General features: G+C 66.6%; 18 protein-coding genes. 12 read left to right on the top strand and 6 right to left on the bottom strand.

The features are described from left to right. Window position 1 precedes the first annotated feature (1 nt). Window positions 2-2,869 (bottom strand): monovalent cation/H+ antiporter subunit A, encoded by a 2,868-nt coding sequence (locus ACW9UR_RS15405; protein ID WP_458917936.1) that lies wholly within the window; start codon window positions 2,867-2,869, stop codon window positions 2-4. Between the two features lie 236 nt (window positions 2,870-3,105). Here ACW9UR_RS15405 and zrgA point away from each other — a divergent pair, with 236 nt between their 5' ends. From zrgA to ACW9UR_RS15370, 7 genes are all read left to right on the top strand, one after another. After that, on the top strand, window positions 3,106-3,771 hold the full coding sequence (gene zrgA / locus ACW9UR_RS15400) for a zinc uptake protein ZrgA (protein WP_458917935.1): 666 nt from the start codon (window positions 3,106-3,108) through the stop codon (window positions 3,769-3,771). Window positions 3,772-3,773: 2 nt separating this feature from the next. Further along, a complete protein-coding gene (locus ACW9UR_RS15395; RefSeq protein ID WP_458917934.1) occupies window positions 3,774-4,469 on the top strand; it encodes an ABC transporter ATP-binding protein in 696 nt (231 codons plus the stop codon). Further along, window positions 4,466-5,713, top strand: a complete 1,248-nt coding sequence (locus tag ACW9UR_RS15390; protein ID WP_458917933.1) for an ABC transporter permease — start codon at window positions 4,466-4,468, stop codon at window positions 5,711-5,713. Before ACW9UR_RS15395 ends, ACW9UR_RS15390 begins: the two co-directional genes overlap by 4 nt. Window positions 5,714-5,715: 2 nt before the next feature. Then, entirely contained in the window at window positions 5,716-6,210 is a 495-nt protein-coding gene (locus ACW9UR_RS15385) for a DUF3299 domain-containing protein (RefSeq protein ID WP_458917932.1), read from the top strand. A gap of 66 nt (window positions 6,211-6,276) precedes the next feature. Next, window positions 6,277-7,323, top strand: a complete 1,047-nt coding sequence (locus ACW9UR_RS15380) for a hypothetical protein (protein WP_458917931.1) — start codon at window positions 6,277-6,279, stop codon at window positions 7,321-7,323. Then, window positions 7,320-7,817: a DUF3299 domain-containing protein gene (locus ACW9UR_RS15375; RefSeq protein WP_458917930.1), complete on the top strand. Its 498-nt coding sequence runs from the start codon at window positions 7,320-7,322 to the stop codon at window positions 7,815-7,817. Before ACW9UR_RS15380 ends, ACW9UR_RS15375 begins: the two co-directional genes overlap by 4 nt. 419 nt (window positions 7,818-8,236) lie before the next feature. After that, window positions 8,237-9,238, top strand: a complete 1,002-nt coding sequence (locus ACW9UR_RS15370; RefSeq protein WP_458917929.1) for a Hint domain-containing protein — start codon at window positions 8,237-8,239, stop codon at window positions 9,236-9,238. 39 nt (window positions 9,239-9,277) lie between these two features. On the opposite strand, the gene ACW9UR_RS15365 is transcribed toward ACW9UR_RS15370, so the two are convergent. Next, complete coding sequence (locus ACW9UR_RS15365) at window positions 9,278-10,234, bottom strand: LacI family DNA-binding transcriptional regulator (RefSeq protein WP_458917928.1); 957 nt, start codon at window positions 10,232-10,234, stop codon at window positions 9,278-9,280. Between the two features lie 105 nt (window positions 10,235-10,339). Here ACW9UR_RS15365 and ACW9UR_RS15360 point away from each other — a divergent pair, with 105 nt between their 5' ends. The 5 genes from ACW9UR_RS15360 (at window position 10,340) to ACW9UR_RS15340 (ending at window position 15,903) form a co-directional block, all read left to right on the top strand. Beyond that, entirely contained in the window at window positions 10,340-11,350 is a 1,011-nt protein-coding gene (locus tag ACW9UR_RS15360; RefSeq protein WP_458917927.1) for a phosphotransferase, read from the top strand. Further along, on the top strand, window positions 11,347-12,657 hold the full coding sequence (gene eno, locus ACW9UR_RS15355; protein ID WP_458917926.1) for a phosphopyruvate hydratase: 1,311 nt from the start codon (window positions 11,347-11,349) through the stop codon (window positions 12,655-12,657). The genes ACW9UR_RS15360 and eno overlap by 4 nt, the downstream gene beginning before the upstream one ends. Then, window positions 12,654-13,520: a fumarylacetoacetate hydrolase family protein gene (locus ACW9UR_RS15350; RefSeq protein ID WP_458917925.1), complete on the top strand. Its 867-nt coding sequence runs from the start codon at window positions 12,654-12,656 to the stop codon at window positions 13,518-13,520. Before eno ends, ACW9UR_RS15350 begins: the two co-directional genes overlap by 4 nt. Continuing rightward, a complete protein-coding gene (locus ACW9UR_RS15345) occupies window positions 13,517-14,269 on the top strand; it encodes an SDR family NAD(P)-dependent oxidoreductase (protein WP_458917924.1) in 753 nt (250 codons plus the stop codon). Before ACW9UR_RS15350 ends, ACW9UR_RS15345 begins: the two co-directional genes overlap by 4 nt. Before the next feature lie 98 nt (window positions 14,270-14,367). Then, entirely contained in the window at window positions 14,368-15,903 is a 1,536-nt protein-coding gene (locus ACW9UR_RS15340; protein ID WP_458917923.1) for a sulfatase, read from the top strand. 57 nt (window positions 15,904-15,960) lie between these two features. Here ACW9UR_RS15340 and ACW9UR_RS15335 read toward each other — a convergent pair whose 3' ends face one another. The 4 genes from ACW9UR_RS15335 to ACW9UR_RS15320 are packed head-to-tail and all read right to left on the bottom strand — an operon-like array spanning window position 15,961 to window position 19,596. Beyond that, window positions 15,961-17,136 (bottom strand): mandelate racemase/muconate lactonizing enzyme family protein, encoded by a 1,176-nt coding sequence (locus ACW9UR_RS15335; protein WP_458917922.1) that lies wholly within the window; start codon window positions 17,134-17,136, stop codon window positions 15,961-15,963. A 17-nt stretch (window positions 17,137-17,153) separates the two neighbouring features. Then, window positions 17,154-17,903, bottom strand: a complete 750-nt coding sequence (locus ACW9UR_RS15330; RefSeq protein ID WP_458917921.1) for an SDR family NAD(P)-dependent oxidoreductase — start codon at window positions 17,901-17,903, stop codon at window positions 17,154-17,156. After that, window positions 17,900-18,730: a carbohydrate ABC transporter permease gene (locus ACW9UR_RS15325; RefSeq protein ID WP_458917920.1), complete on the bottom strand. Its 831-nt coding sequence runs from the start codon at window positions 18,728-18,730 to the stop codon at window positions 17,900-17,902. Before ACW9UR_RS15325 ends, ACW9UR_RS15330 begins: the two co-directional genes overlap by 4 nt. Then, window positions 18,727-19,596 carry a carbohydrate ABC transporter permease gene (locus ACW9UR_RS15320; RefSeq protein ID WP_458917919.1) on the bottom strand — a complete coding sequence of 290 codons (870 nt, stop codon included), beginning with the start codon at window positions 19,594-19,596 and terminating at the stop codon, window positions 18,727-18,729. The genes ACW9UR_RS15325 and ACW9UR_RS15320 overlap by 4 nt, the downstream gene beginning before the upstream one ends. Window positions 19,597-19,656: the final 60 nt, after the last annotated feature.

Below are 19,656 nucleotides of genomic sequence, written 5' to 3'. Positions count from 1 at the left end.
CTCAGTTCTCCCTCTGCTGCGCGATGCGGGTCCGGTTGGACGGGTCGTAGTCCATCGGCTCGACGTTCATGGTCTCGCCGGCGTAGCGCGCGATGCGCGACAGGCTGTAGAGCATCAGCATCACCGCGCCCATCACGGTCAGGAACACGCCGAGGTCGAACAGCATCGCGGTGGCGAGTTCAAACTCCTCGATCGGGGGCAGGTGGACATAGCCGAAGGCGCTGGTCAGGAACGGCCGTCCGGCGAGCCAGGCGCCTGCGCCGGTCAGGCCAGCGATCACCGCGCCGAGGCCGATCATCGCGTGGTACTCGATCCGCTGGCGGCTTTGCGTCCAGGCGAAGCCCGATGCCATGTACTGCATCAGCAGGGCGATCGAGATCACCAGGCCCGCGACGAACCCTCCGCCCGGCTGGTTGTGGCCGCGCAGGAAGATGTAGATCCCCACCACGATGGCGATCGGCATCATCACCCGCGTGGCGACCACCATCATCAGCGGGTGCCGGTCGCGCGAGCGGTTCTCGGAATAGTCGGTGTTGCGCAGCTTGCGGGCGGCGGGGCCGTTCAGCAGCGCTTCCATCAGTGCGAAGATGATCAGGCCGGCGATGCCGAGCACGATGATCTCGCCGTAGGTGTCGTAGCCGCGGAAGTCGACCAGGATCACGTTCACCACGTTGGTGCCGCCGCCGCCCTCGTAGGAGTTGGCGAGGTGGTAGTCGGCGATGGTCGAGACGTCCCGCATCATGAAGGCGAAGGCCAGCGCGCCGACGCCGAGGCCCGCGGTGAGGGCGATCACGCCATCGCGGATCCGCCGCACGCCGCCGCTTTCGATGGGTGTGGACTTCGGCATGTAGTGCAGCGCCAGCAGCAGGAACATGATCGTCACGGTCTCGACCGAGATCTGCGTCAGTGCGAGATCGGGGGCCGAGAGGTAGACGAAGCCGACCGAGATCGTCAGCCCGATCACGCCCATGATGACGAGCGCGCGGAAGCGGTTGCGGTGCATCGCCACCATCGAGGCGGTCGCGACGAGCAGAAGGACCCAGCCAACCGCCGCCATCGGCGGCACGGGCAGCAGCTCGCGCGTTGGGGCGGCCATGCTGCCGCCGCGCCATGCGGCGTAGCCGAGCGCCACCGTCGCCACCACGAAGATCGCGAGATACCGGGTCAACGCGCCGTCGTGCGTCGCCTCGGTGATGCGGCGCGAGACGCCCACGCAGAACGCCACGAAGCGGTCGAAGATCGCCTTGGCCTCGGGGCGGGGCGCGGCGATCCACGCGCGGTCGAGCGGCGCGTGGAGCAGCAGCAGGACAAGGCCGCCGATGGTCGCAATGATTGTCATGTAGAGCGACGGGGTGACCCCGTGCCAGATCTTCAGGTGGAAGTCGGACAGATTGCCACCTGTGACGGCGCCCGCGGCTATCTTGACGAGCGGCTCGGCGAGCACCGGCTGCAGGCCGATCAGCACCACCAGCACCACCAGCAGTGCGGGCGAGGCCCACATGCCGACGCCCGGATCATGCGGCTTGTGCGGGTAGTCGTCGCGCACCGGGCCCAGGAACACATGGGCGATGAAGCGGAACGAGTAGGCCACTGAAAGCAAAGCGCCGATGGTCGCGAGCACCGGTATCGCGTAATGGCTGCCGGCCCAGTCGGTGTGCGAAGCTTCCTCGAGCATCATCTCCTTCGACAGGAAGCCGTTGAGCGGGATCATCCCGGCCATCGATAGCGCCGCGATCGTGCCGATGGTGAAGGTCACCGGCATCAGCGTGCGCAGCCCTCCGAGCCGTTTGATGTCGCGGGTGTGCGCCTCGTGATCGACGATCCCGGCGGTCATGAAGAGCGCGGCTTTGAAGGTGAGGTGGTTGATGATGTGGAACACCGCCGCGACCGCCGCCATCGGCGTGCCGAAGCCCAGCAGCATCGTCAGCAGGCCCAGGTGGCTGACCGTCGAGAATGCCAGCAGCGCCTTGAGATCGTCCTTGAAGAGCGCGATCAGCGCGCCGAGCACCATGGTGATCAGGCCGATCGTCGAGACGATGTAGAACCATTCCGGCGTCCCCGAGAGCGCGGGCCACATGCGGGCCATCAGGAACACGCCCGCCTTCACCATCGTCGCCGAGTGCAGATAGGCCGAGACCGGCGTCGGCGCGGCCATCGCGTGCGGAAGCCAGAAGTGGAACGGGAACTGCGCCGACTTGGTGAACGCGCCCAGCAGGATCAGGATCGTCGCGGGCATGTACCATTCCGAGGCGCGGATCTGGTCGCCCGCTGCCAGGATGTCGGTCAGCTCATAGCTGCCGACGATCTGGCCGAGGATCAGCATGCCCCCGATCATCGCCAGCCCGCCCGCGCCGGTCACGGCCAGCGCCATGCGCGCGCCCTGACGGCCTTCGGGCAGGTGTTTCCAGTAGCCGATCAGCAGGAAGGACGAGAGGCTGGTCAGTTCCCAAAAGATCAGCAGAAGCAGGATGTTGTTCGACAGGACGATGCCCAGCATCGCGCCCTGGAACAGTAGCAGATAGACGTAGAACTGCCCCATTGGGTCGTCGCCCGAGAGGTAATAGCGGGCATAGAGCGTGATCAGCAGCCCGACGCCCAGGATCATCCCGGCGAAAAGCAGTCCCAGTCCGTCGAGGAAGAACGACGCGGACAGGCCCAGCTGCGGCAGCCAGTTCAGCTCGGCCGTGATGACCTGCCCGTCGAGGACCGCGGGCGCATGGATCAGCAGCATGGTCAGCGCCAGTGCCGTCGGAAGAGCGGTGAAGATCGCGCAGGCATTTCGGCCCGCCCGGATCATGACACCTGGAAACAGCGCTCCCAGAAAGGGAAGAAGCGCGATGACGATGAGCGATTGATCTTCCGCGGTCACGAACTCTCCTGGCCTTCTATTGGTGTGCTGATCTGCGCCAGCGCTTTATTGGCCTGTTGGCACCCAGTTTGCAAATAGAGGTTTCGTCAGCGGTCGCCAATTGGGCCGATGTCGAAAAGTGCTGCGTCACTTGTTCACTGTTGGTCGGTGGGCGATCGGGGTGCGGCAAAAGTGACGTCTGGAAAATGTTATAGTGTAACGCTAAAGTCCCCCCGGACATTTCAGAGGGGGACCCCATGAGACCTGTGATTCTCGCCATCGCCGCCAGCCTTGCCTTGCCCGCTTTGGCACAGGACCAACGGGGGCTTTCGGCCCATGAGCATGGGCACGGCCAGCTTGGCATCGCCATCGAAGGGGATGCCGTGGTGATGGAGCTCGACGTTCCGGGTGCCGATATCGTCGGGTTCGAGCATCCGGCGGAAAGCGCAGAAGACCGTGCTGCGATTGAGCAGGCGGTAACGCAGCTTGCCTCGCCCCTCGCGCTCTTCGTCCTGCCCGGAGCGGCAAACTGCTCGGTATCTGCGGCCAACGTCACGCTGCTGGGTGACGATCACGGTGAGCATGGCGACCATGAACACGAGGATCATGCGGAAGAGCATGGCGACCACGATCATGAAGAGCATGCCGACGCGGACCACGATGACCACGCGCATGAGGGCCACGAAGATGAGCACGCCGAGCACGATCACGACGCGGAAGGGGCCGGCGGGCACACCGAGTTCCGTGCCGAATATGCGCTGACCTGCGGTGCGCCCGAAGAACTGACCCAGATCGACTTCGCTTATTTCGAGACCTTCCCGAACGCGCAGCGGCTGACGGTCCAGCTCGTCTCGGGCGTCGCGGCGAAGGCCTTCGAGGTCGGACGCGACGCCCCGGTACTGGCGCTCGACGGAGCGATGTGAACTTGACGACGGCTCCGCTGGACCTGGAGAACGTCCGTTTCCGCTGGCCGGGGCGGGCGTCTTTCGCGCTGTCGGTCCCGGCGTTCTCGATGGTGCCGGGCGAATCGGTGCTGCTGCTGGGCGAAAGCGGCTCGGGCAAGTCGACGTTGCTGTCGCTGATCTGCGGCGTGGTGGCGGCGGACTCGGGGCATGTCCGGGTCGATGGCACCGATCTCGGCGCGCTGCCTGCCGGGAAGCGGGACCGGTTCCGGGCCGAGCATGTCGGCGTGATCTTCCAGCAGTTCAACCTGCTGCCCTTCGCCACCGTCCAGGACAACATCCTGCTGCCGCTGCGCTTTGCGCCCGAACGGCGGGCGCGGGCGGGCGACGGTCCCGCCGAGGCGCTGCGCCTGACCGGCGCGCTGGGACTGTCGCCGGATCTGCTGCACCAGCCCGCAGGGCGGCTGAGCGTCGGCCAGCAGCAGCGCGTCGCCGTTGCCCGCGCGTTGATCGGACGGCCCCGGCTGATCGTGGCGGACGAGCCGACCTCGGCGCTGGACGCGGGCAGCCAGGACCGGTTCCTGGACATGCTCTTCGCGCAATGCGCCGAGGCGGGCAGCTCGCTTTTGATGGTCAGCCATGATGCGCGGCTGGGCGGGCGGTTCTCGCGGGTGGTGGATCTGTCCGAGATCGCGCAGACGGAAAGGACAGCGGCATGATTCTGCGGCTCGCTTTCGGATCGCTGCTGGCACGGGGGCTGACGGTCGGCATGACCGTGCTGGCCATCGCCCTCTCGGTCGCGCTGTTTCTTGGGGTCGAGAAGGTCCGGACCGGGGCGCGGGCCAGTTTCGCGGATACGATCTCGGGAACGGACCTGATCGTGGGGGCCCGCTCGGGCTCGGTGCAACTGCTGCTCTATTCGGTGTTCCGGATCGGCAATGCGACGAACAACGTGACCTGGGAGAGCTACCAGGACATCGCCGCGCGGCCCGAGGTGGACTGGATCGTGCCGATCTCGCTGGGCGACAGCCATCGGCAGTTCCGAGTGATGGGCACGACGGACGCCTTCTTCGAGCGCTACCGCTATCGCGGCGGGCGGTCGCTGGACTTCGCCGAAGGGCAGGGGTTGGGCGATCTGTTCGACGCGGTCGTCGGTGCGGATGTCGCCGCGACGCTGGGCTATTCGACGGGGGACCCGATTGTTGTCTCGCACGGGCTGGCCTCGTTCACCGACCACGACGATCTGCCGTTCCGCATCTCGGGCGTGCTGGAGAAGACCGGTACACCGGTGGACCGCACGGTGATCGTCAGCCTCGGCGGTATCGAAGCGATCCACGTTGACTGGCAGGGCGGCGGACGGACGGGGGCGAGCACCCCGGTCGAGGTCATCCGCGAGATGGACCTGCAGCCCGAGGCGATCACGGCGGCACTGGTCGGCGTCGAAAGCAAGCTTCGGATCTTCGCCCTGCAACGCTGGATCAATGAATACCCCGAGGAGCCCCTGCTGGCGATCCTTCCGGGGGTAGCGCTGCAGGAGTTGTGGCAGATCGTAGGCGTGGCCGAGACGGCGCTTGTCGGGGTCTCGGGCATGGTCGTGGTGACGGCGCTGCTGGGGATGATGGCGATGATCCTCTCGGGGCTGAACGAGCGGCGCCGCGAGATGGCGATTCTGCGTGCGGTCGGGGCGCGACCAGGCACAATCCTGGGGTTGCTGGTGCTCGAGGCGATGGTGATGGCGGCGCTCGGGGCCCTGCTGGGCATGGCGATTCTCTACGCAGGGCTGGCACTCGCGCGGCCGGTGATTGACTCGGCGTTCGGGCTGTGGTTGCCGCTGGACCCGCCGGGCCTGCGCGAGCTGTGGGTCCTGCTGGGCGTCGTCGGCGCGGCGGCGCTGGTCAGCCTGCTTCCGGCGCTGAGGGCCTATCGCCTGTCGCTGGCCGACGGCATGATGGTGAGGATATGAGCATGCATCCGAACAGACGGCAGATGCTGGCGCTTTCGGCCGGCCTTCTGGTTCCGCGCGCGGCCTGGGCCGCGCCGCAGCAGATCACCTGGGATGATCTGATCCCGCCCGGCGTGCCCTATGCCGAGATCATCGGCGAGGGCGAGATGGACTACGAGGCCGACACCTGGCTTCCTGTATTCGACGAGAACGCGACCAAGCTGAACGACGCGCTGGACGGCATGCTGATCAAGATGCCGGGCTATGTCATTCCGATGGACATGGACGCTGACGGAGCGACCAGTTTCATCCTTGTGCCCTACGTCGGGGCCTGCATCCACGTGCCGCCGCCGCCGGCGAACCAGCTTGTGTTCGTGACCACCGACCGGCCCTGGAAGGTCGGCGATCTGTGGGATGCGATCTGGGTCACAGGCACATTGCGCACGCAGATGCAGAGCACCGAGTTGGCCGAGATCGGCTATGCCCTGAGCGCGGTGATGATCGAGCCCTTCGAATAGCGGCGGCTCGCCCGGCGGTGCAGGCCGTGCTAGGCTGGCTCGGGGTCCGACCGGAGGGGGAGTGGAATGCCGAAGCGGTTGCTAGTCACTGGAGCGATTGTCGCGACGCTTCTGGGCGCACCGGTCGCCTTGGCGTGCGCCTTCCATACCTACCTGCCCGAGCGCACCGTCGTCGATCGCCTGCTGGAGACCGATCAGGTTGTCCTCGCCCGCCCGGTAGAGGGTGATCCGTTCCGGTTCGCGCCGGTCGAGGTGCTTGTCGATGGCGGCCGCGCCGTCGAGATCGCGCAGCTTGTGGACAGCACGACCCGTCGCCGTTTGGCGAACGCCCCGGACGAGACCGTGGTCTTCGCCTACGACGCCGAGACGGATGGCTGGGCGCGGCTTGGGTACATGGACGAGAGTTTCGCGCCGGTCGTCGCGGCGGTGATAGAGGGACGGAGCCGCTGGCAGCCGGGCTACGATCCGGCACGGCTGGCGCTATTCGCGGGACTTCAGGACAATCCGGACCTGCGCCAGCTGGTGCTGCGCGAGCTGGACCAGGTGCCCTATGCGCAGTTGCGCGGCATCGAGATGACGATCCCGGTCGAGGAGTTGCTGGACGGTCTGTGGAGCCCGCAGGGCTATGCCTACCAGCCGATCAGCGTGCTGTTGCTGGGTCTCAGCGGCGAGGAGCGCGCCCGCGCCGAGATCCGCGGGTTCATAGATCGGGTGGAAAGTTGGGATCGGGCGCAGAACCTCGGGCCCTATGCCACGGCGCTGGTGGAGCTCGATGGCGTCGACGGGATATTGCAACTGGAGGCAGCGCTACTTTCCGACCCTGCGCAGCCGCTCGACAAGCTGGAGCAGGTGGTCGAGGCGCTGGCGATCCACCACGGCATCGGCTCTGACGAGCTGCGGACCCGGATCGAGGCGGCGCTCTCGGGTCTGGTCGAGATGCGCCCCGAGGCCGCCGCCGCGGTTGCGCGCCAGCTCGGAACACGGCAGGACTGGTCTCAGGCAAAGGTTCTGGAGGCAATGATGGCCCGATCCGAATTCACCAGCCCGGCGGTCCTGCTGCCGGTGGCGAGCTATGTCGCCATGGCCCGGCAGGCCGGGAGCGTCGGCCAATGATCCTGTCGCGGCGTGCCCTGCTGGCGTCTGCCTGCGCCCTGGCGCTGCCTAGCGCGGCGTGGTCCGAAACGGTCGTCGACCTGGACTGGAACGACCTGGTGCCGGAAGGGCAGGTGGTTCTGCCGCCGCAGCTTCAGGGGCTGGTGGAGCATGATGGCGCTGGATTGATGAGCCAGCAGCCCGAGTCGACCGGTGTCCGGACAGAATGGAACGGGCAGACCGTGCGACTGCCGGGATATATCGTGCCATTGGAATACGATGGCGACGGCGTGACGACCTTCCTGCTGGTGCCCTTCGTTGGCGCCTGCGTCCACGTTCCGCCGCCGCCTGCGAACCAGCTTGTGCTGGTAACGACCGAAGAGCCCTACCAGACGGAAGGGCTGTTCGAGGCCGTCAACGTGACGGGGGTGTTCGGCACCGCGTCGACCACGACCCAGTTGGCCGAGATCGGCTATGCCTTGTCGGCCGACGAGATCACGCCTTTCGGGCGCTGAGTGCGCCTTCGTGCCGGTACATTTTAATATTCAAATGCAACCGTAAGTATTGCGAGGATACCTGCGAATTGTTTAACAGGTAAGAATAGTAATCCAGAGTAAATAATCTTAGGTTCTCGCTACGTCACGCCAAATTAGCTAAATTTCGTCTCAATTCCGGCTTTATTTTCGCCGATCACACCTACGTTGTGCGCGGTCAGGACGACCGCCCGGTCTCCGGCAAGACACATCCCCCGTTCGATCCGCCATCTGCGCGGCCTGTCGCCATGTGCGCAGACCGGTGCCGTGTGGCTTCGGGGCGCTCCGCAAGGGGCCGAGGCGCTTCCGGCGTATTCGGGGGCGCAAGTAGCGATGGCCGGCGGTTCCGGCCAGTGACCATGCGGGCGCGCCCGCGCCTGTGAGTAACGATGCGAGTAGTGATGGCAACGCATAAAGTAACAACGTTCGAGTTCGATCCGAAGACCACCTTCAGCGAAGCGACCCGGTCCAAGTTTCAGCTGACGCAAGAGAACTGGGACGCCACCTTCGGCGCCGCGCGTGGCTCGATGACGGTGGAAGACGACAACGACCTTCTCGAGGACGACAACAGCACCGGCAACCAGGGCGACGCGTTCGGCAGCTTCACCGGGTCGGACGGCCAGGTGACGCAGAATGTCGGCGTCGAACTGGAGAGCAAGTACACCTACACCTGGACCGACGCGTCCGGCGCCAAGCAGACCACGGTGATCGGTCAGGTGACCTTCGAAGGCTCGGGCCTGCCGCCGGTCGCGATCATCACCGGACCTATCCCCCCGGTCGGAACGACGCTGACACTTTCAGATTTCGACGCCAACCCGTGGAAGCCGGGTGAGGGCATGGCCTATGCCGACACCGTCTGCTTCACACGCGGCACGATGATCCTGACCCCGACCGGCGAGGTCCCGATCGAGGATCTGCATGCGGGCGATCTGGTGATGACCCGCGACCGCGGCGCGCAACCGCTGCGTTGGGTCGGCTCGCGCACCGTGGCCGCGACAGGGCCGCTTGCGCCGATCACGATCAAGGCCGGTGCCCTCGGCAATGACCGCGATCTGCGGGTGTCGCCTGCGCACCGGATGCTGGTCGGGGGCTGGAAGGCCGAGGTTTTGTTCGGCCAGCGGGAGGTCCTGGTGACCGCCCGCCAACTGACCGTGCGCGACGATGTCTTCATGGTAGAGGGCGGCGAGGTCGAGTACTTCCACCTGCTGCTCGACCGGCACGAGATCCTGACCGCCAACGGTGCGCCGAGCGAAAGTCTCAACCCCTCGGATCTGGCGCTGGATGCGCTCGAGACCGAGCAGCGGGCCGAGATCCGGGCGCTGTTCCCCGAGCTTCTGAGCGGCGGTGCCTTCGCTATCGCCCGGCCGATGCTGAGCGACGCCGACGTTCTGGCGATGCACTGAAGCTGTAGGGCCCCGGTGTCACACGCCGGGGCCTGCATCCTAGCCTGCGCTGCCCCGCACCACGAGTTCCGCCCGGAACCCGTGGTCGGGGCCGTCGGGCGTGTCTTCGCCCGCGAGCAGCGCGGCGGTGCGTTCGGCCAGTGCCTCGACCGGGATCGAGACCGAGGCGACGCCATCGCGGATCCACGGATAGGACGCCGCGTCGCCATAGCCGACGAAGCCGGTTCCTGCGCCGCTTTCCAGCCAAACCGTCAGCGCGCCTCCGGCAACCTCGAAACCGCCGCAGACCAGCGCGGTGGCGCCGCTGCCGTAGAGTCGCGCTGCGCCTTCGCGACCAAGGTCGAGCGTGGGCGGGCCGGTGACCTCCAGCCTCGGATCCGACTGCAGCCCGGCGGCGGCGAGTCCCGCGCGATAGGCGGCCAGTCGATCGCGGCCTGAGGACAGCGCCGGATCGGCGCCGACATAGCCGATCCGTTCGTGCCCGGTCTTCGCAAGCTGCGCGACGGCCCGGGTCAGGGCCTCGGCGTCATCGACCAGCACCGCTTCGGCGTCGGTGCGGCGGCGGATCAGCTGGATCGTCCGCATGTCCGGCGGCAGCGCCGGTTCCGGAGCGCCGGGGGCGGGCACCATGACGACGTTGCGGGCCTGCACTTCGCGCAGGCGGCGCAGCGCCTCGGTCTCGCGCCGCAGGTCGTCGTCGGTCAGGTGGATGATCAGGTGCAGCGCGCGGCGGTCGCATTCCAGCGCCAGAGCGTTGGCGTAGCGGGCGTAGAACTCGTTGGTGATGTTGGGCAGCAGAAGGCCGACGATCCGGGTATCGTCGCCACGCATCGCGGCGGCGGCCGAGCTGCGGACATAGCCCAGTTCCTCGGCGCGTTTCAGCACCGCGTCCCGGGTTTCCTTCAGGACGTTGGGGTGGTTCGACAGCGCCCGCGACACCGTCATGTGCGAGATCCCCAGATCCTTCGCGATGGACTTGATCGTGACGCGCGCCATTCGGCCTCTCGTTTCCGGTTCGCCAACATGCCCCGGTTTAGCCCTTGACAGCAATCCCGCGGCACTTGTACGTGTTCACGTGAACATAGCAACGGAGTCGCGACCTTGCAAACGGAACTGCATCAGCGCGCGGAACACCTTCTGACCGAGATCGGACTGGCCGGGGCGGGCGAGATCCTGGCCGTCGAGCCTCTGACCGGGGGCGTCGCCAGCGATATCGCCCGGGTCGATCTGCCGGGGCGCAGCGTCGCGGTGAAGTTCGCGCTGCCGAAGCTGAAGGTCGCCGCCGACTGGCGCGTGCCGGTGCACCGGAACAGGGCCGAGTATGAATGGCTGCAAGTCGCGGCGCAGGTCGCGCCGGGGATCGCGCCGGAACTCTATGGCCGGTCCGAAGCCCTGCACGGGTTCGCGCTGGAGTTCATCGCGGGCGATGACGTCTGGCTGTGGAAGGCCGGGCTGCTGGAGGGGCGGCGCGACGACGGGCAGGCGGCGCAGGTCGGGGATATGCTGGGGCGGGTCCACGCGGCCTCGGTGGCGCCGGGGTTCGACACAGGGCCGTTCCGCAACCGCGACGATTTCCACGCGATCCGGCTGGAGCCGTATCTGCTCTACACCGCGAAAGCGCATCCCGATCAGGCCGAGCGGCTGACCCGGCTGGCGGCGGAACACTACAAGGCCGAGACCGTTCTCATTCACGGCGACGCCAGCCCCAAGAACATCCTGTTCCGGGATGCCGGGCCGGTCCTGCTGGACGCGGAATGCGCGACCATGGGGGACGCGAGTTTCGATCTGGCATTCTGCCTGAACCACCTTGCGATCAAGGCGCTGCATCTGCCGGGGACGCGGGACGACCTGCTGGCCTCGGTCCTGCGGCTGTGGGCGGCCTATCGTCCTCATGTGACGTGGGAGGATGTCGCCGCGCTCGAGGCGCGGGTCTGCGCCCTGCTGCCCGCGCTGATGCTGGCGCGTGTCGATGGCAAGTCGCCGGTCGAGTACCTGGACGACGCCGAACGCGACCGGCTCCGGACGGTCTCGCTGGCCCTGCTGCCCGCGCCGCCGCGCAGCCTTGCCGAGTTCACCGAAACCCTTGCCCGCCGTCTGGAGGAGCCGTCTTGACCGAGATCCAATCCATCACCGCCCGCCGTGTCTGGGACAGCCGCGGCCGGCCCACGGTCGAGGCCGACGTGCGGCTGGCGAACGGCGTTCTGGGCCGCGCCATCGCGCCGGCCGGGGCGTCGCGCGGAACCCGCGAAGCGATCGAGCGGCGCGACGGCGGCGCGCGCCTTGGCGGGCGCGACGTGCAGGGGGCGCTGGCCTCGGTGCGGGACGTGATCGCCCCGGCGCTGAGCGGGATGGAGGCGGGCGACCAGGCGGCGGTCGATGCGGCGATCCTGGCGCTGGACCCGTCGCCGCTGAAGGACACGGTGGGCGGCAATGCGACGGTCGCGGTCTCGCTGGCGGTGCTGCATGCGGCGGCTGCGGACGCGGGCCTGCCGCTCTGGCGGCATGTGGCGCAGCACTACGGCTGCACGCCCAGCCTGCCGCTGCCCGAGATCCAGATCTTCGGCGGCGGCGCCCATGCCGGGCGCCGGGTCGATATCCAGGACTTCATGGTAATGGTCCCGGGCGCCTCCAGCTTCGACGAGGTGATGGAGGTGACCTCCGAGGTCTATTTCGCCGCCGGGGACATCATGGCCTCGAAGGGCCGCGCCGCCGGAGTCGCGGACGAGGGCGGCTGGTGGCCGGTCTTCGGCAGCAACGAGGAGGCGCTGGAGACCCTGGTCGCCGCCATCGAGAAGGCGGGCGAAAAGCCCGGCGAGCGGGTGGTGATCTCGCTGGACGTCGCCGCGTCGGAATTCGGCAAGCAGGGCCGCTACCGGCTTGCGCTGGAGGACCGCGAGATGGACAGCGCGGGCCAGATCGACATGCTGGGCCGCTGGCTGGACGCCTATCCCATCGCCTCGATCGAGGACCCGCTGGGCGAGGACGATCCCGAGGGCATGGCCGAGTTCACCCGCCGCTTCGGGGACCGGGTACAGATCATCGGCGACGACTACCTGGTGACCAATGCCAGGCTGGTCCGCGAGGCCGCCGCGCAGGGCGCCTGCAACGCGGTGTTGATCAAGGTGAACCAGGCCGGGACCGTCAGCGAAAGCGTCGAGACCTTCCGCGCGGCCAGCGAGCTCGGTTTCGGTAGCATCGTCTCGGCGCGCTCGGGCGAGACCGAGGATGTCTCGATCAGTCATCTCTCGACGGGACTGGGCGGCGGCCAGCTGAAGGTCGGCTCGTTCACCCGCTCCGAACGAATGGTGAAATGGAACGAATGCCTGCGGATCCAGGACGAGCTGGGGGCCGACGCCTTTGTCGGCGGCACGCCCCTTGCGCAGACCTGGTGGGGCGCGAAACGGAAGGAAACCGCATGAAACTGATGCGTTACGGCGACCGCTACGGCGCCAAGATCCCTTGTATCCAGGATGCCGAGGGCGTGGCCCGCGACGCCTCGTCCATCGTCGGTGATTTCGGGCCGCGCACGCTGAGCCCCGAGCTGATGGAGCGCCTGCGCGCGACCGATCCGACCAGCCTTCCGGTCGCCGATATCCAGGGCAAGCGCCTCGCGCCGCCGGTGGCGCAGCCTTTCAACATCTGGTGCGTGGGTCTAAACTACTCGGACCATGCCGCCGAGGCCGGGATGCCGATCCCCGACGAGCCGATCCTCTTCAACAAGTCGACCGGCACCTATTGCGGGGCGAACGACGACATTCTCTACTCGTCGAAGATGACGCGCCTCGATTGGGAGGTCGAGCTGGGCATCGTCATCGGCAAGCCGACGCTGAACATCACCAAGGAGCAGGCGATGGACCACATCGCGGGCTTCGTGCTGATCAACGACGTGTCGGAACGGGCATGGCAGCTGGCGCGCTCGGGGCAGTGGGTGAAGGGCAAGAGCTTCCCCAACTTCTGCCCGGCTGGGCCGTGGCTGGCGACGCCGGACGAGTTCGCGGACGTCCAGGACCTGGACATGTGGCTGGATGTGAACGGCGAGCGGATGCAGACCGGGAATACCTCGAAGATGATCTTCGACGTCGCCACCATCGTCAGCTACATGTCCGAGTTTGCGCGGCTGGAGCCGGGCGACCTGATCTGCACCGGCACGCCTCCGGGGGTCGGCGACGGGATGAAGCCGCCGCGTTATCTGAAGATCGGCGATACCGTCTCGCTGGGGATTGCGGGCCTCGGCGAGCAGCACCAGACCGTTGTGGAACTGCCGGACGGGGTGACGCCGTGAACGCCTATGACCTGAAGGGCCGCCGGGCGGTCGTCACCGGCGCGGCGCGCGGCATGGGCTATGCGGTGGCCGAGCGCTTCCTGGCCTCGGGCGCGTCGGTCGCGCTCTGGGACATCAACGAGGATGCGCTGCGCCAGGCCACCGCGCGGTTGGAGGACAAAGGTCCCGTGACCTGGGCGCGGGTGGACGTGTCGGATTACGCCAGTGTCGAGGCCGGGACCGAAGCGGCGGCAGCATCGCTTGGCGGGATCGACCTGCTGGTGAACTCGGCCGGGATCGCCGGGGTCAACAAGCCGGTGGTCGAGTTCCCGCTGGACGTCTGGAACCAGGTGCAGCAGGTCAACCTCAACGGCATCTTCCACACCTGCCGCGCCATCGTGCCGGTGATGCAGAAGGGCGGTTATGGCCGGATCTGCAACATCAGCTCGGTCGCCGGGAAAGAGGGCAATCCCAACGCCTCGGCCTACTCAGTTTCCAAGGCGGGGGTGATCGCCCTGACCAAGAGCCTCGGCAAGGAACTGGCGCAGACCGGGATCCGGGTGAACGCGATCTGCCCGGCGGTGATCGAGACCGAGATGCTGGCCGACGTCACCCAGGCGCAGATCGAGTTCATGCTGGCGAAGATCCCGATGGGCCGCATGGGCTCGGTCGAGGAGATCGCGGCGATGACCAGTTTCCTGTGCTCGGAGGACTGTTCCTACAGCACCGGGGCGATCTTCGACATGTCGGGCGGACGAGCGACCTACTGAGACGCTATCACCCTTACATTTGATAAGATGTCTTTACACTTGTAAGGCGCGCGCCGAAACGCTACCTTGGCGCGCGACTTACAGGTGCGGAGGCAGAAATGAACATCATCATGATCCTGGTCGACAGCCTGAACAAGGACTGCCTGTCGATCTACAACCCCGATACCGTCTGCCGCACGCCGAACATCACCCGCCTGGCGCAACGCTGCCAAGTCTATGACGATCACTTCGTCGGCAGCCTGCCCTGTATGCCCGCCCGGCGCGAGATCATGGCCGGCCGCAAGGAGTTCCTCTGGCGTCCATGGGGCGGGCTGGAAGTGTTCGACCCGCGCCTGCCGAAAGAGATCGCCAAGACCGGCATGATGACCGCGATGGTCACCGATCACTACCACTACTGGGAGGAAGAGGCGAACGGCTACATGCAGGGCTTCCAGTCGCTGCACATGGTCCGGGGCCACGAGGTCGACGGCTGGAAAGTGCCTGATCCGACCGAGGAAGACCCGCAATGGGTCAAGAACGTCGCCAAGTACCGCGCCGCCGAGCACATCCGCCAGTACGCCGCCAACGTGAAGGACTTCAAGGGCGAGGAGGATTACTTCGCCCCGCGCGTCCTGCAGGGCGCCTGCGACTGGCTGGACGAGAATGCGCAGAAGGGCCCGTTCTTCCTGCATGTCGAATGTTTCGACGTGCACGAGCCGTTCGACGTGCCCGAGCCCTATGCCTCGATGTACACCGACGGCAAGAAGGACGACTACAACATCTGGCCGCCCTACCAGGTCTATGCGGACCTCGAGCGGTTCATGAACGAGACCACGCCGGAAGAGCTGGATTTCCTGCGCGCCCAGTACATGGGCAAGGTCACGATGATGGACACCTGGCTGGGCCGGCTGATGGTCAAGATGGACCAGCACGATCTGTGGGACGACACGATGATCGTGTTCACCACCGATCACGGCCACGACCTGGGCGAGCGGCGGGCCTTCGGCAAGCAGTTCCCGCATTACGACAGCCACGCCAACATCCCGATGCTGATCTGGCACCCGAAGAACCCGGGCAACGGTGCGCATGTCGGCGGTCTGACGCAGACAGTGGACCTGTTCGCGACGCTGATCGAAGCCTCGGGCGGCGAGGTTCCGGCGGCGAACAGGCATTCGAAGAGCCTGATGCCGATGGTGCTGGGCACCGGCGGCAGCCCGCACGAGGGCCTGATCTACGGCACCTTCGGGCAGGGCCTGTGCGTCACCGATGGCGACTGGACGCTGTTCCGCGCGCCGGTCGAGGGCAAGCCGCTCTACACATATGCCACGGGGATCTTCCGGCCGCTGATCGTGGACAACCCGGTCGACGGGCGGGTCGGCAAGCCGCCGGAGCCGCCGGCCGAACAGGGGTATTTCGACGCCTCGGTGGATCTGCCGCTGTGGAAGACCCCGATCACCATCGACCCGCGCACCTATGAGTGCTTTCTCTATGACCGCCGCAGCGATCCGGGGCAGGAGGCGAACCTGTGGGACGCCGACCCGGCTGAGCGGCAGCGGATGCTGACCCTGGCACGCAAGCTGATGGATGCCGAGGGCTATCCGACCGAGCAGTTGGAGCGGCTTGGCATGACCGACGCGGCGCTGGCCGCGGCCTGAGATATCTCCCTGACCTGACCGTCAGACACTGGCGGCCCCGCGGGGCCGCCTTTTTCGTTACCAGTTGGTCAGCGATCCATCGTCCCGCCGCAGCAGCGGCGCCTGCCAGAAGCGGAAATCGCGCCCGGCCAGCTGGTCCTCATCGACCTCGATCCCGAGGCCGGGCACGTCGGGTAGGTCGTAAACCGTGCCGTTCAGCACCGGCTGGATGGTGAACGGTTCGTCCTCCGACTCGGCCTCGCCGTAGAGCGAGCCCTTCAGCGCCTGCACCTCGAGCCAGGCGAAGTTCGGCACGGCGGCGGCAAAATGCACGCTGGCAGCGGTGCAGATCGGACCGAGCGGATTGTGGGGCATCATATCCACGTAATGCGCCTCGCTCATCGCGGCGACCTTCATCGCCTCGGTCAGCCCGCCGACGTTGCAGAGGTCGATCCGATTGAACTGGTGGATGTCGCGCTCGATGAAGGGCAGGAACTGCCACTTGCTGGCGAACTCCTCGCCCACGGCGAAGGGGACCGTGGTCAGCTTGCGCAGCGCTTCATAGGCGGCGGGAGTCTCGTCGCGGATCGGCTCCTCGATGAAGTCGAGCGTGCCTTCGGGCAGCTTCTGGCAGAAGCTAGCGGCCTCGGCGACGGAAAGGCGATGGTGCCAGTCGATGCCCAGCACGACTTCTTCGCCTAGCTCGGCGCGCACCTCGCGGCACAGCTTCGCCGCCTTTGCGATATGGGCCCGCGGCTCGAAATGGTGCTCGTCACCCATGTCGGGGAACAGGCGGATGCAGCTCCAGCCGCGGGCGTGCAGCTCGCGCGCCTGTTCCATCGCCTTGTCGAACTCGGTCGCGCGGGTGCTGGCGAAGGTCGGAACGGTGTTGCGCTGCCTGCCGCCCAGAAGCTCGTAGACCGGCACGCCGAGCGCCTTGCCCTTGATGTCGTGCAACGCGATGTCGATGGCCGACATGGCGGCGGTCAGCACCCGCCCGCCCTCGAAATACTGGCTGCGATAGAGCGTCTGCCAGATGCCGCCGATCTCCATCGCGTCGCGTCCCTGGAGCAGCGGCGCGAAATGCTCCAGCGCGCCGATCACCGCCTTCTCGCGGCCCGAGAGCCCGCTTTCGCCCCAGCCGTACAGCCCGGTTTCCGTCTCGATCTTAACGATCAGCTGGTTGCGGTGTCCGATCCAGACGGCAAACGGGCGGACGGCGCTGATCGGATGGCGGGGCAGGGTTCGTGTCATTCTATGGTCCTGAAAGATTAGATCGCGCCCAGCCGGGCGGACATGCCCTGGTCGGCGATGAGTTCCGCGCCGGTCATGGCGATCGCGGCGTCGGACAAAAGGAAGGCGGCCAGCCGGCCCACCTCGTCGACCGAGTTGACGCGGCCGGTCGCGTGCCAGTCGCGAAACTCGGCTGCGCGGACCGGGTCCTCGGCGGCCTTGGCGACATTCTCGGTCATGGTCAGGCCAGGGGCGAGCGCGTTGACGCGGATGCCCATCGGCCCGAGGCTCCAGGCCATGGCGCGGGTCATTGCGGTTATCGCGCCCTTGGTCCCGGCATAGGCCTCATAGCCCTGATCGCTGGCCCGCGCGTGGTTCGAGGCGATGTTGACGATCGCCCCGCCGCCCGACTGGCGGACCAGCGGCGCGGCGGCCTGCGCGCCGACCATCACCGCGCGTTGGTTGACGCGCCAGAGCAGGTCCATTTCCTCGACGGTCATCTCGGCGAAGGGCTTCTGGATGGTGATCCCGGCGTTGCTGACCAGCCCGTGCAGCGCGCCCTTGCGGGCGGCGACCTGTGCAATCGCATCCCGCAGTGCGTCCGGATCGCCCACGTCGACCTGCGCGAAACAGCCGCCCTCGGCCTCGATCTTCTTGCCGGCGCTGGCGCAGATATCGAATCCGGTGACGTTCGCGCCCCAGGCCAGGCACTGCCGCAGGATGCCCAGCCCGATGCCTGCGCCCGCACCGGTAACGATGACGGTCTTACCGGTCAGCGGCCCGTTCATTTCACCGCCCCCGCCGTCACGCCCGAAACGATCCGGCGCTGGAAGATGACGAACAGGACCAGCAGCGGCAGCGAGCCCAGCACGGCTGCCGGGAAGAGCATGTCGGGTTGCACGTTCAGGTTTCCCAGGAAGTTGTAGACGCTGCGCATCACCGTGAATTTCTCGGGCGAAGTCAGCAGCAGCAGCGGATAGGTGAAGTCGTTCCAGACCATCAGCGCGACGAACAGCGACAGCGTCGCGGTGGCCGGCCCCAGCAGCGGGCGGATCACGTACCAGTAGATCTGCCAGTCGTTGCAATTGTCGAGGCGCGCAGCCTCTTCCAGTTCGCGCGGGATTGCGCCGATGAAACTGGTGTAGAAGAACACCGCCAGCGGCAGGTTCAGGGCGGTGAACGCCAGGATGATGCCAAGATAGCTGTCGAGCAGCCCGAGGTTGCGGAAGATGACGTAGATCGGCGTGATCGTGACGAAGGGCGGCGTGGCCATCCCCAGAGCCACCAGCATCACGACGATCCGGGTGAAGCGGTTGGTGCGCCGCGCCAGCGGATAGGCAGCCATCGAGCCCAGAAGCGCCACCAGAAGCGTCACCGAGATGGTGATGCCGACCGAGTTCACCACGCTGCGCAGGTAGTTCATGCTTTCGAGCGCATTGACGTAGTTGCCGAGATAGAGCGTCTGCGGCAGCGCCAGCGGCTTCTCCGATATCTCGGCCGCGGTGCGGAAGGACATGGCGATCATGTAGAAGACGGGCGAGAGCATCACCAGCACCGCGCCGACGACCGCGATGCGGGCGATCAGACCGGTCAGCCTGCGCGTGGTCCGGCTCATGTGTTCGCCTCCCGCCGCCGCAGGTAGAGGTTCTGCGACACCGCCACGACGACGACGATGATCAGCATGATGACCGAGAGCGCGCTGGCGAAGCCGAACTTGTAGCTGCCGAAGAGGTTGTTGACGATCTCCAGGCTGAGCGTGTTGGTGGCCCGGTCCGGCCCGCCGCGGGTCATGATGAAGGGCAGCTCGAAGGTCTTGAGCGTGCCAACGGTCGACAGGATGATGTTCACGGTGAAGCTGGGGGCCAGCAACGGCAATTCCAGCCAGCGGAAGCGCTGCCATGAACTGGCGCCGTCCAACCGACCGGCCTCTTCGATCTCGCGGGGGATGTTGGCGAAGCCGACAAGGAAGATCGCGGTGGTGTATCCGGTGAACATCCAGACATGGGTGAACGCCACCGCGTAGAGCGCCGTCGCCGGATCGCCCAGCCAGCCGCGTGCCAGATGCTCCAGCCCCACGGCGGTCAGCACAGCGTTCAGCCCGCCCGAATAGGGGGCGTAGATGAACTGCCAGACATAGCCGACGATCACGAAGGACATCATCGCCGGGGTGAACAGCGCCGAGCGGCAGAAATTGCGGATCTCGGGCATCCGGTGCAGCAGCACCGCGAAGATCAGACCGGCAAGCGTCTGGATCGTGACGACGAGGAAGGTAAACTTCACCGTCACCCAGACGCTGTTGAGATAGCGGTCGCGGCTGATGAAACGGTCGTAGTTCTTACCGCCTACCCATTCGGCCTGACCGACACCGGTGAAATCGGTGAAGCTCATCTGCACCGACAACAGGATCGGGTAGACGAAAAACGCCCCGATCACCGCCAGCGCGGGAAGCGTGAAAAGGAAAATGGACTTGGTTCGGGACAAGGTCTCACCTGTCGGAAGATGCGGTCCCCGCCGCCGGGAGGGAGAGGGAGGAAACGGCGG

The organism is Halovulum sp. GXIMD14794, assembly GCF_054457455.1.
This window is presented reverse-complemented; position numbering and strand designations above follow the sequence as displayed.

What these genes read in the sequence shown, in the direction of transcription:
- ACW9UR_RS15370 (WP_458917929.1), top strand. Translation starts at nt 8,237, where the DNA reads ATGGCAACGCATAAAGTAACAACGTTCGAGTTCGATCCGAAGACCACC.
- ACW9UR_RS15390 (WP_458917933.1), top strand. Translation starts at nt 4,466, where the DNA reads ATGATTCTGCGGCTCGCTTTCGGATCGCTGCTGGCACGGGGGCTGACG.
- ACW9UR_RS15340 (WP_458917923.1), top strand. Translation starts at nt 14,368, where the DNA reads ATGAACATCATCATGATCCTGGTCGACAGCCTGAACAAGGACTGCCTG.
- ACW9UR_RS15335 (WP_458917922.1), bottom strand. Translation starts at nt 17,136, where the DNA reads ATGACACGAACCCTGCCCCGCCATCCGATCAGCGCCGTCCGCCCGTTT.
- ACW9UR_RS15350 (WP_458917925.1), top strand. Translation starts at nt 12,654, where the DNA reads ATGAAACTGATGCGTTACGGCGACCGCTACGGCGCCAAGATCCCTTGT.
- zrgA (WP_458917935.1), top strand. Translation starts at nt 3,106, where the DNA reads ATGAGACCTGTGATTCTCGCCATCGCCGCCAGCCTTGCCTTGCCCGCT.
- ACW9UR_RS15365 (WP_458917928.1), bottom strand. Translation starts at nt 10,234, where the DNA reads ATGGCGCGCGTCACGATCAAGTCCATCGCGAAGGATCTGGGGATCTCG.
- ACW9UR_RS15375 (WP_458917930.1), top strand. Translation starts at nt 7,320, where the DNA reads ATGATCCTGTCGCGGCGTGCCCTGCTGGCGTCTGCCTGCGCCCTGGCG.
- ACW9UR_RS15330 (WP_458917921.1), bottom strand. Translation starts at nt 17,903, where the DNA reads ATGAACGGGCCGCTGACCGGTAAGACCGTCATCGTTACCGGTGCGGGC.
- ACW9UR_RS15380 (WP_458917931.1), top strand. Translation starts at nt 6,277, where the DNA reads ATGCCGAAGCGGTTGCTAGTCACTGGAGCGATTGTCGCGACGCTTCTG.
- ACW9UR_RS15325 (WP_458917920.1), bottom strand. Translation starts at nt 18,730, where the DNA reads ATGAGCCGGACCACGCGCAGGCTGACCGGTCTGATCGCCCGCATCGCG.
- ACW9UR_RS15385 (WP_458917932.1), top strand. Translation starts at nt 5,716, where the DNA reads ATGCATCCGAACAGACGGCAGATGCTGGCGCTTTCGGCCGGCCTTCTG.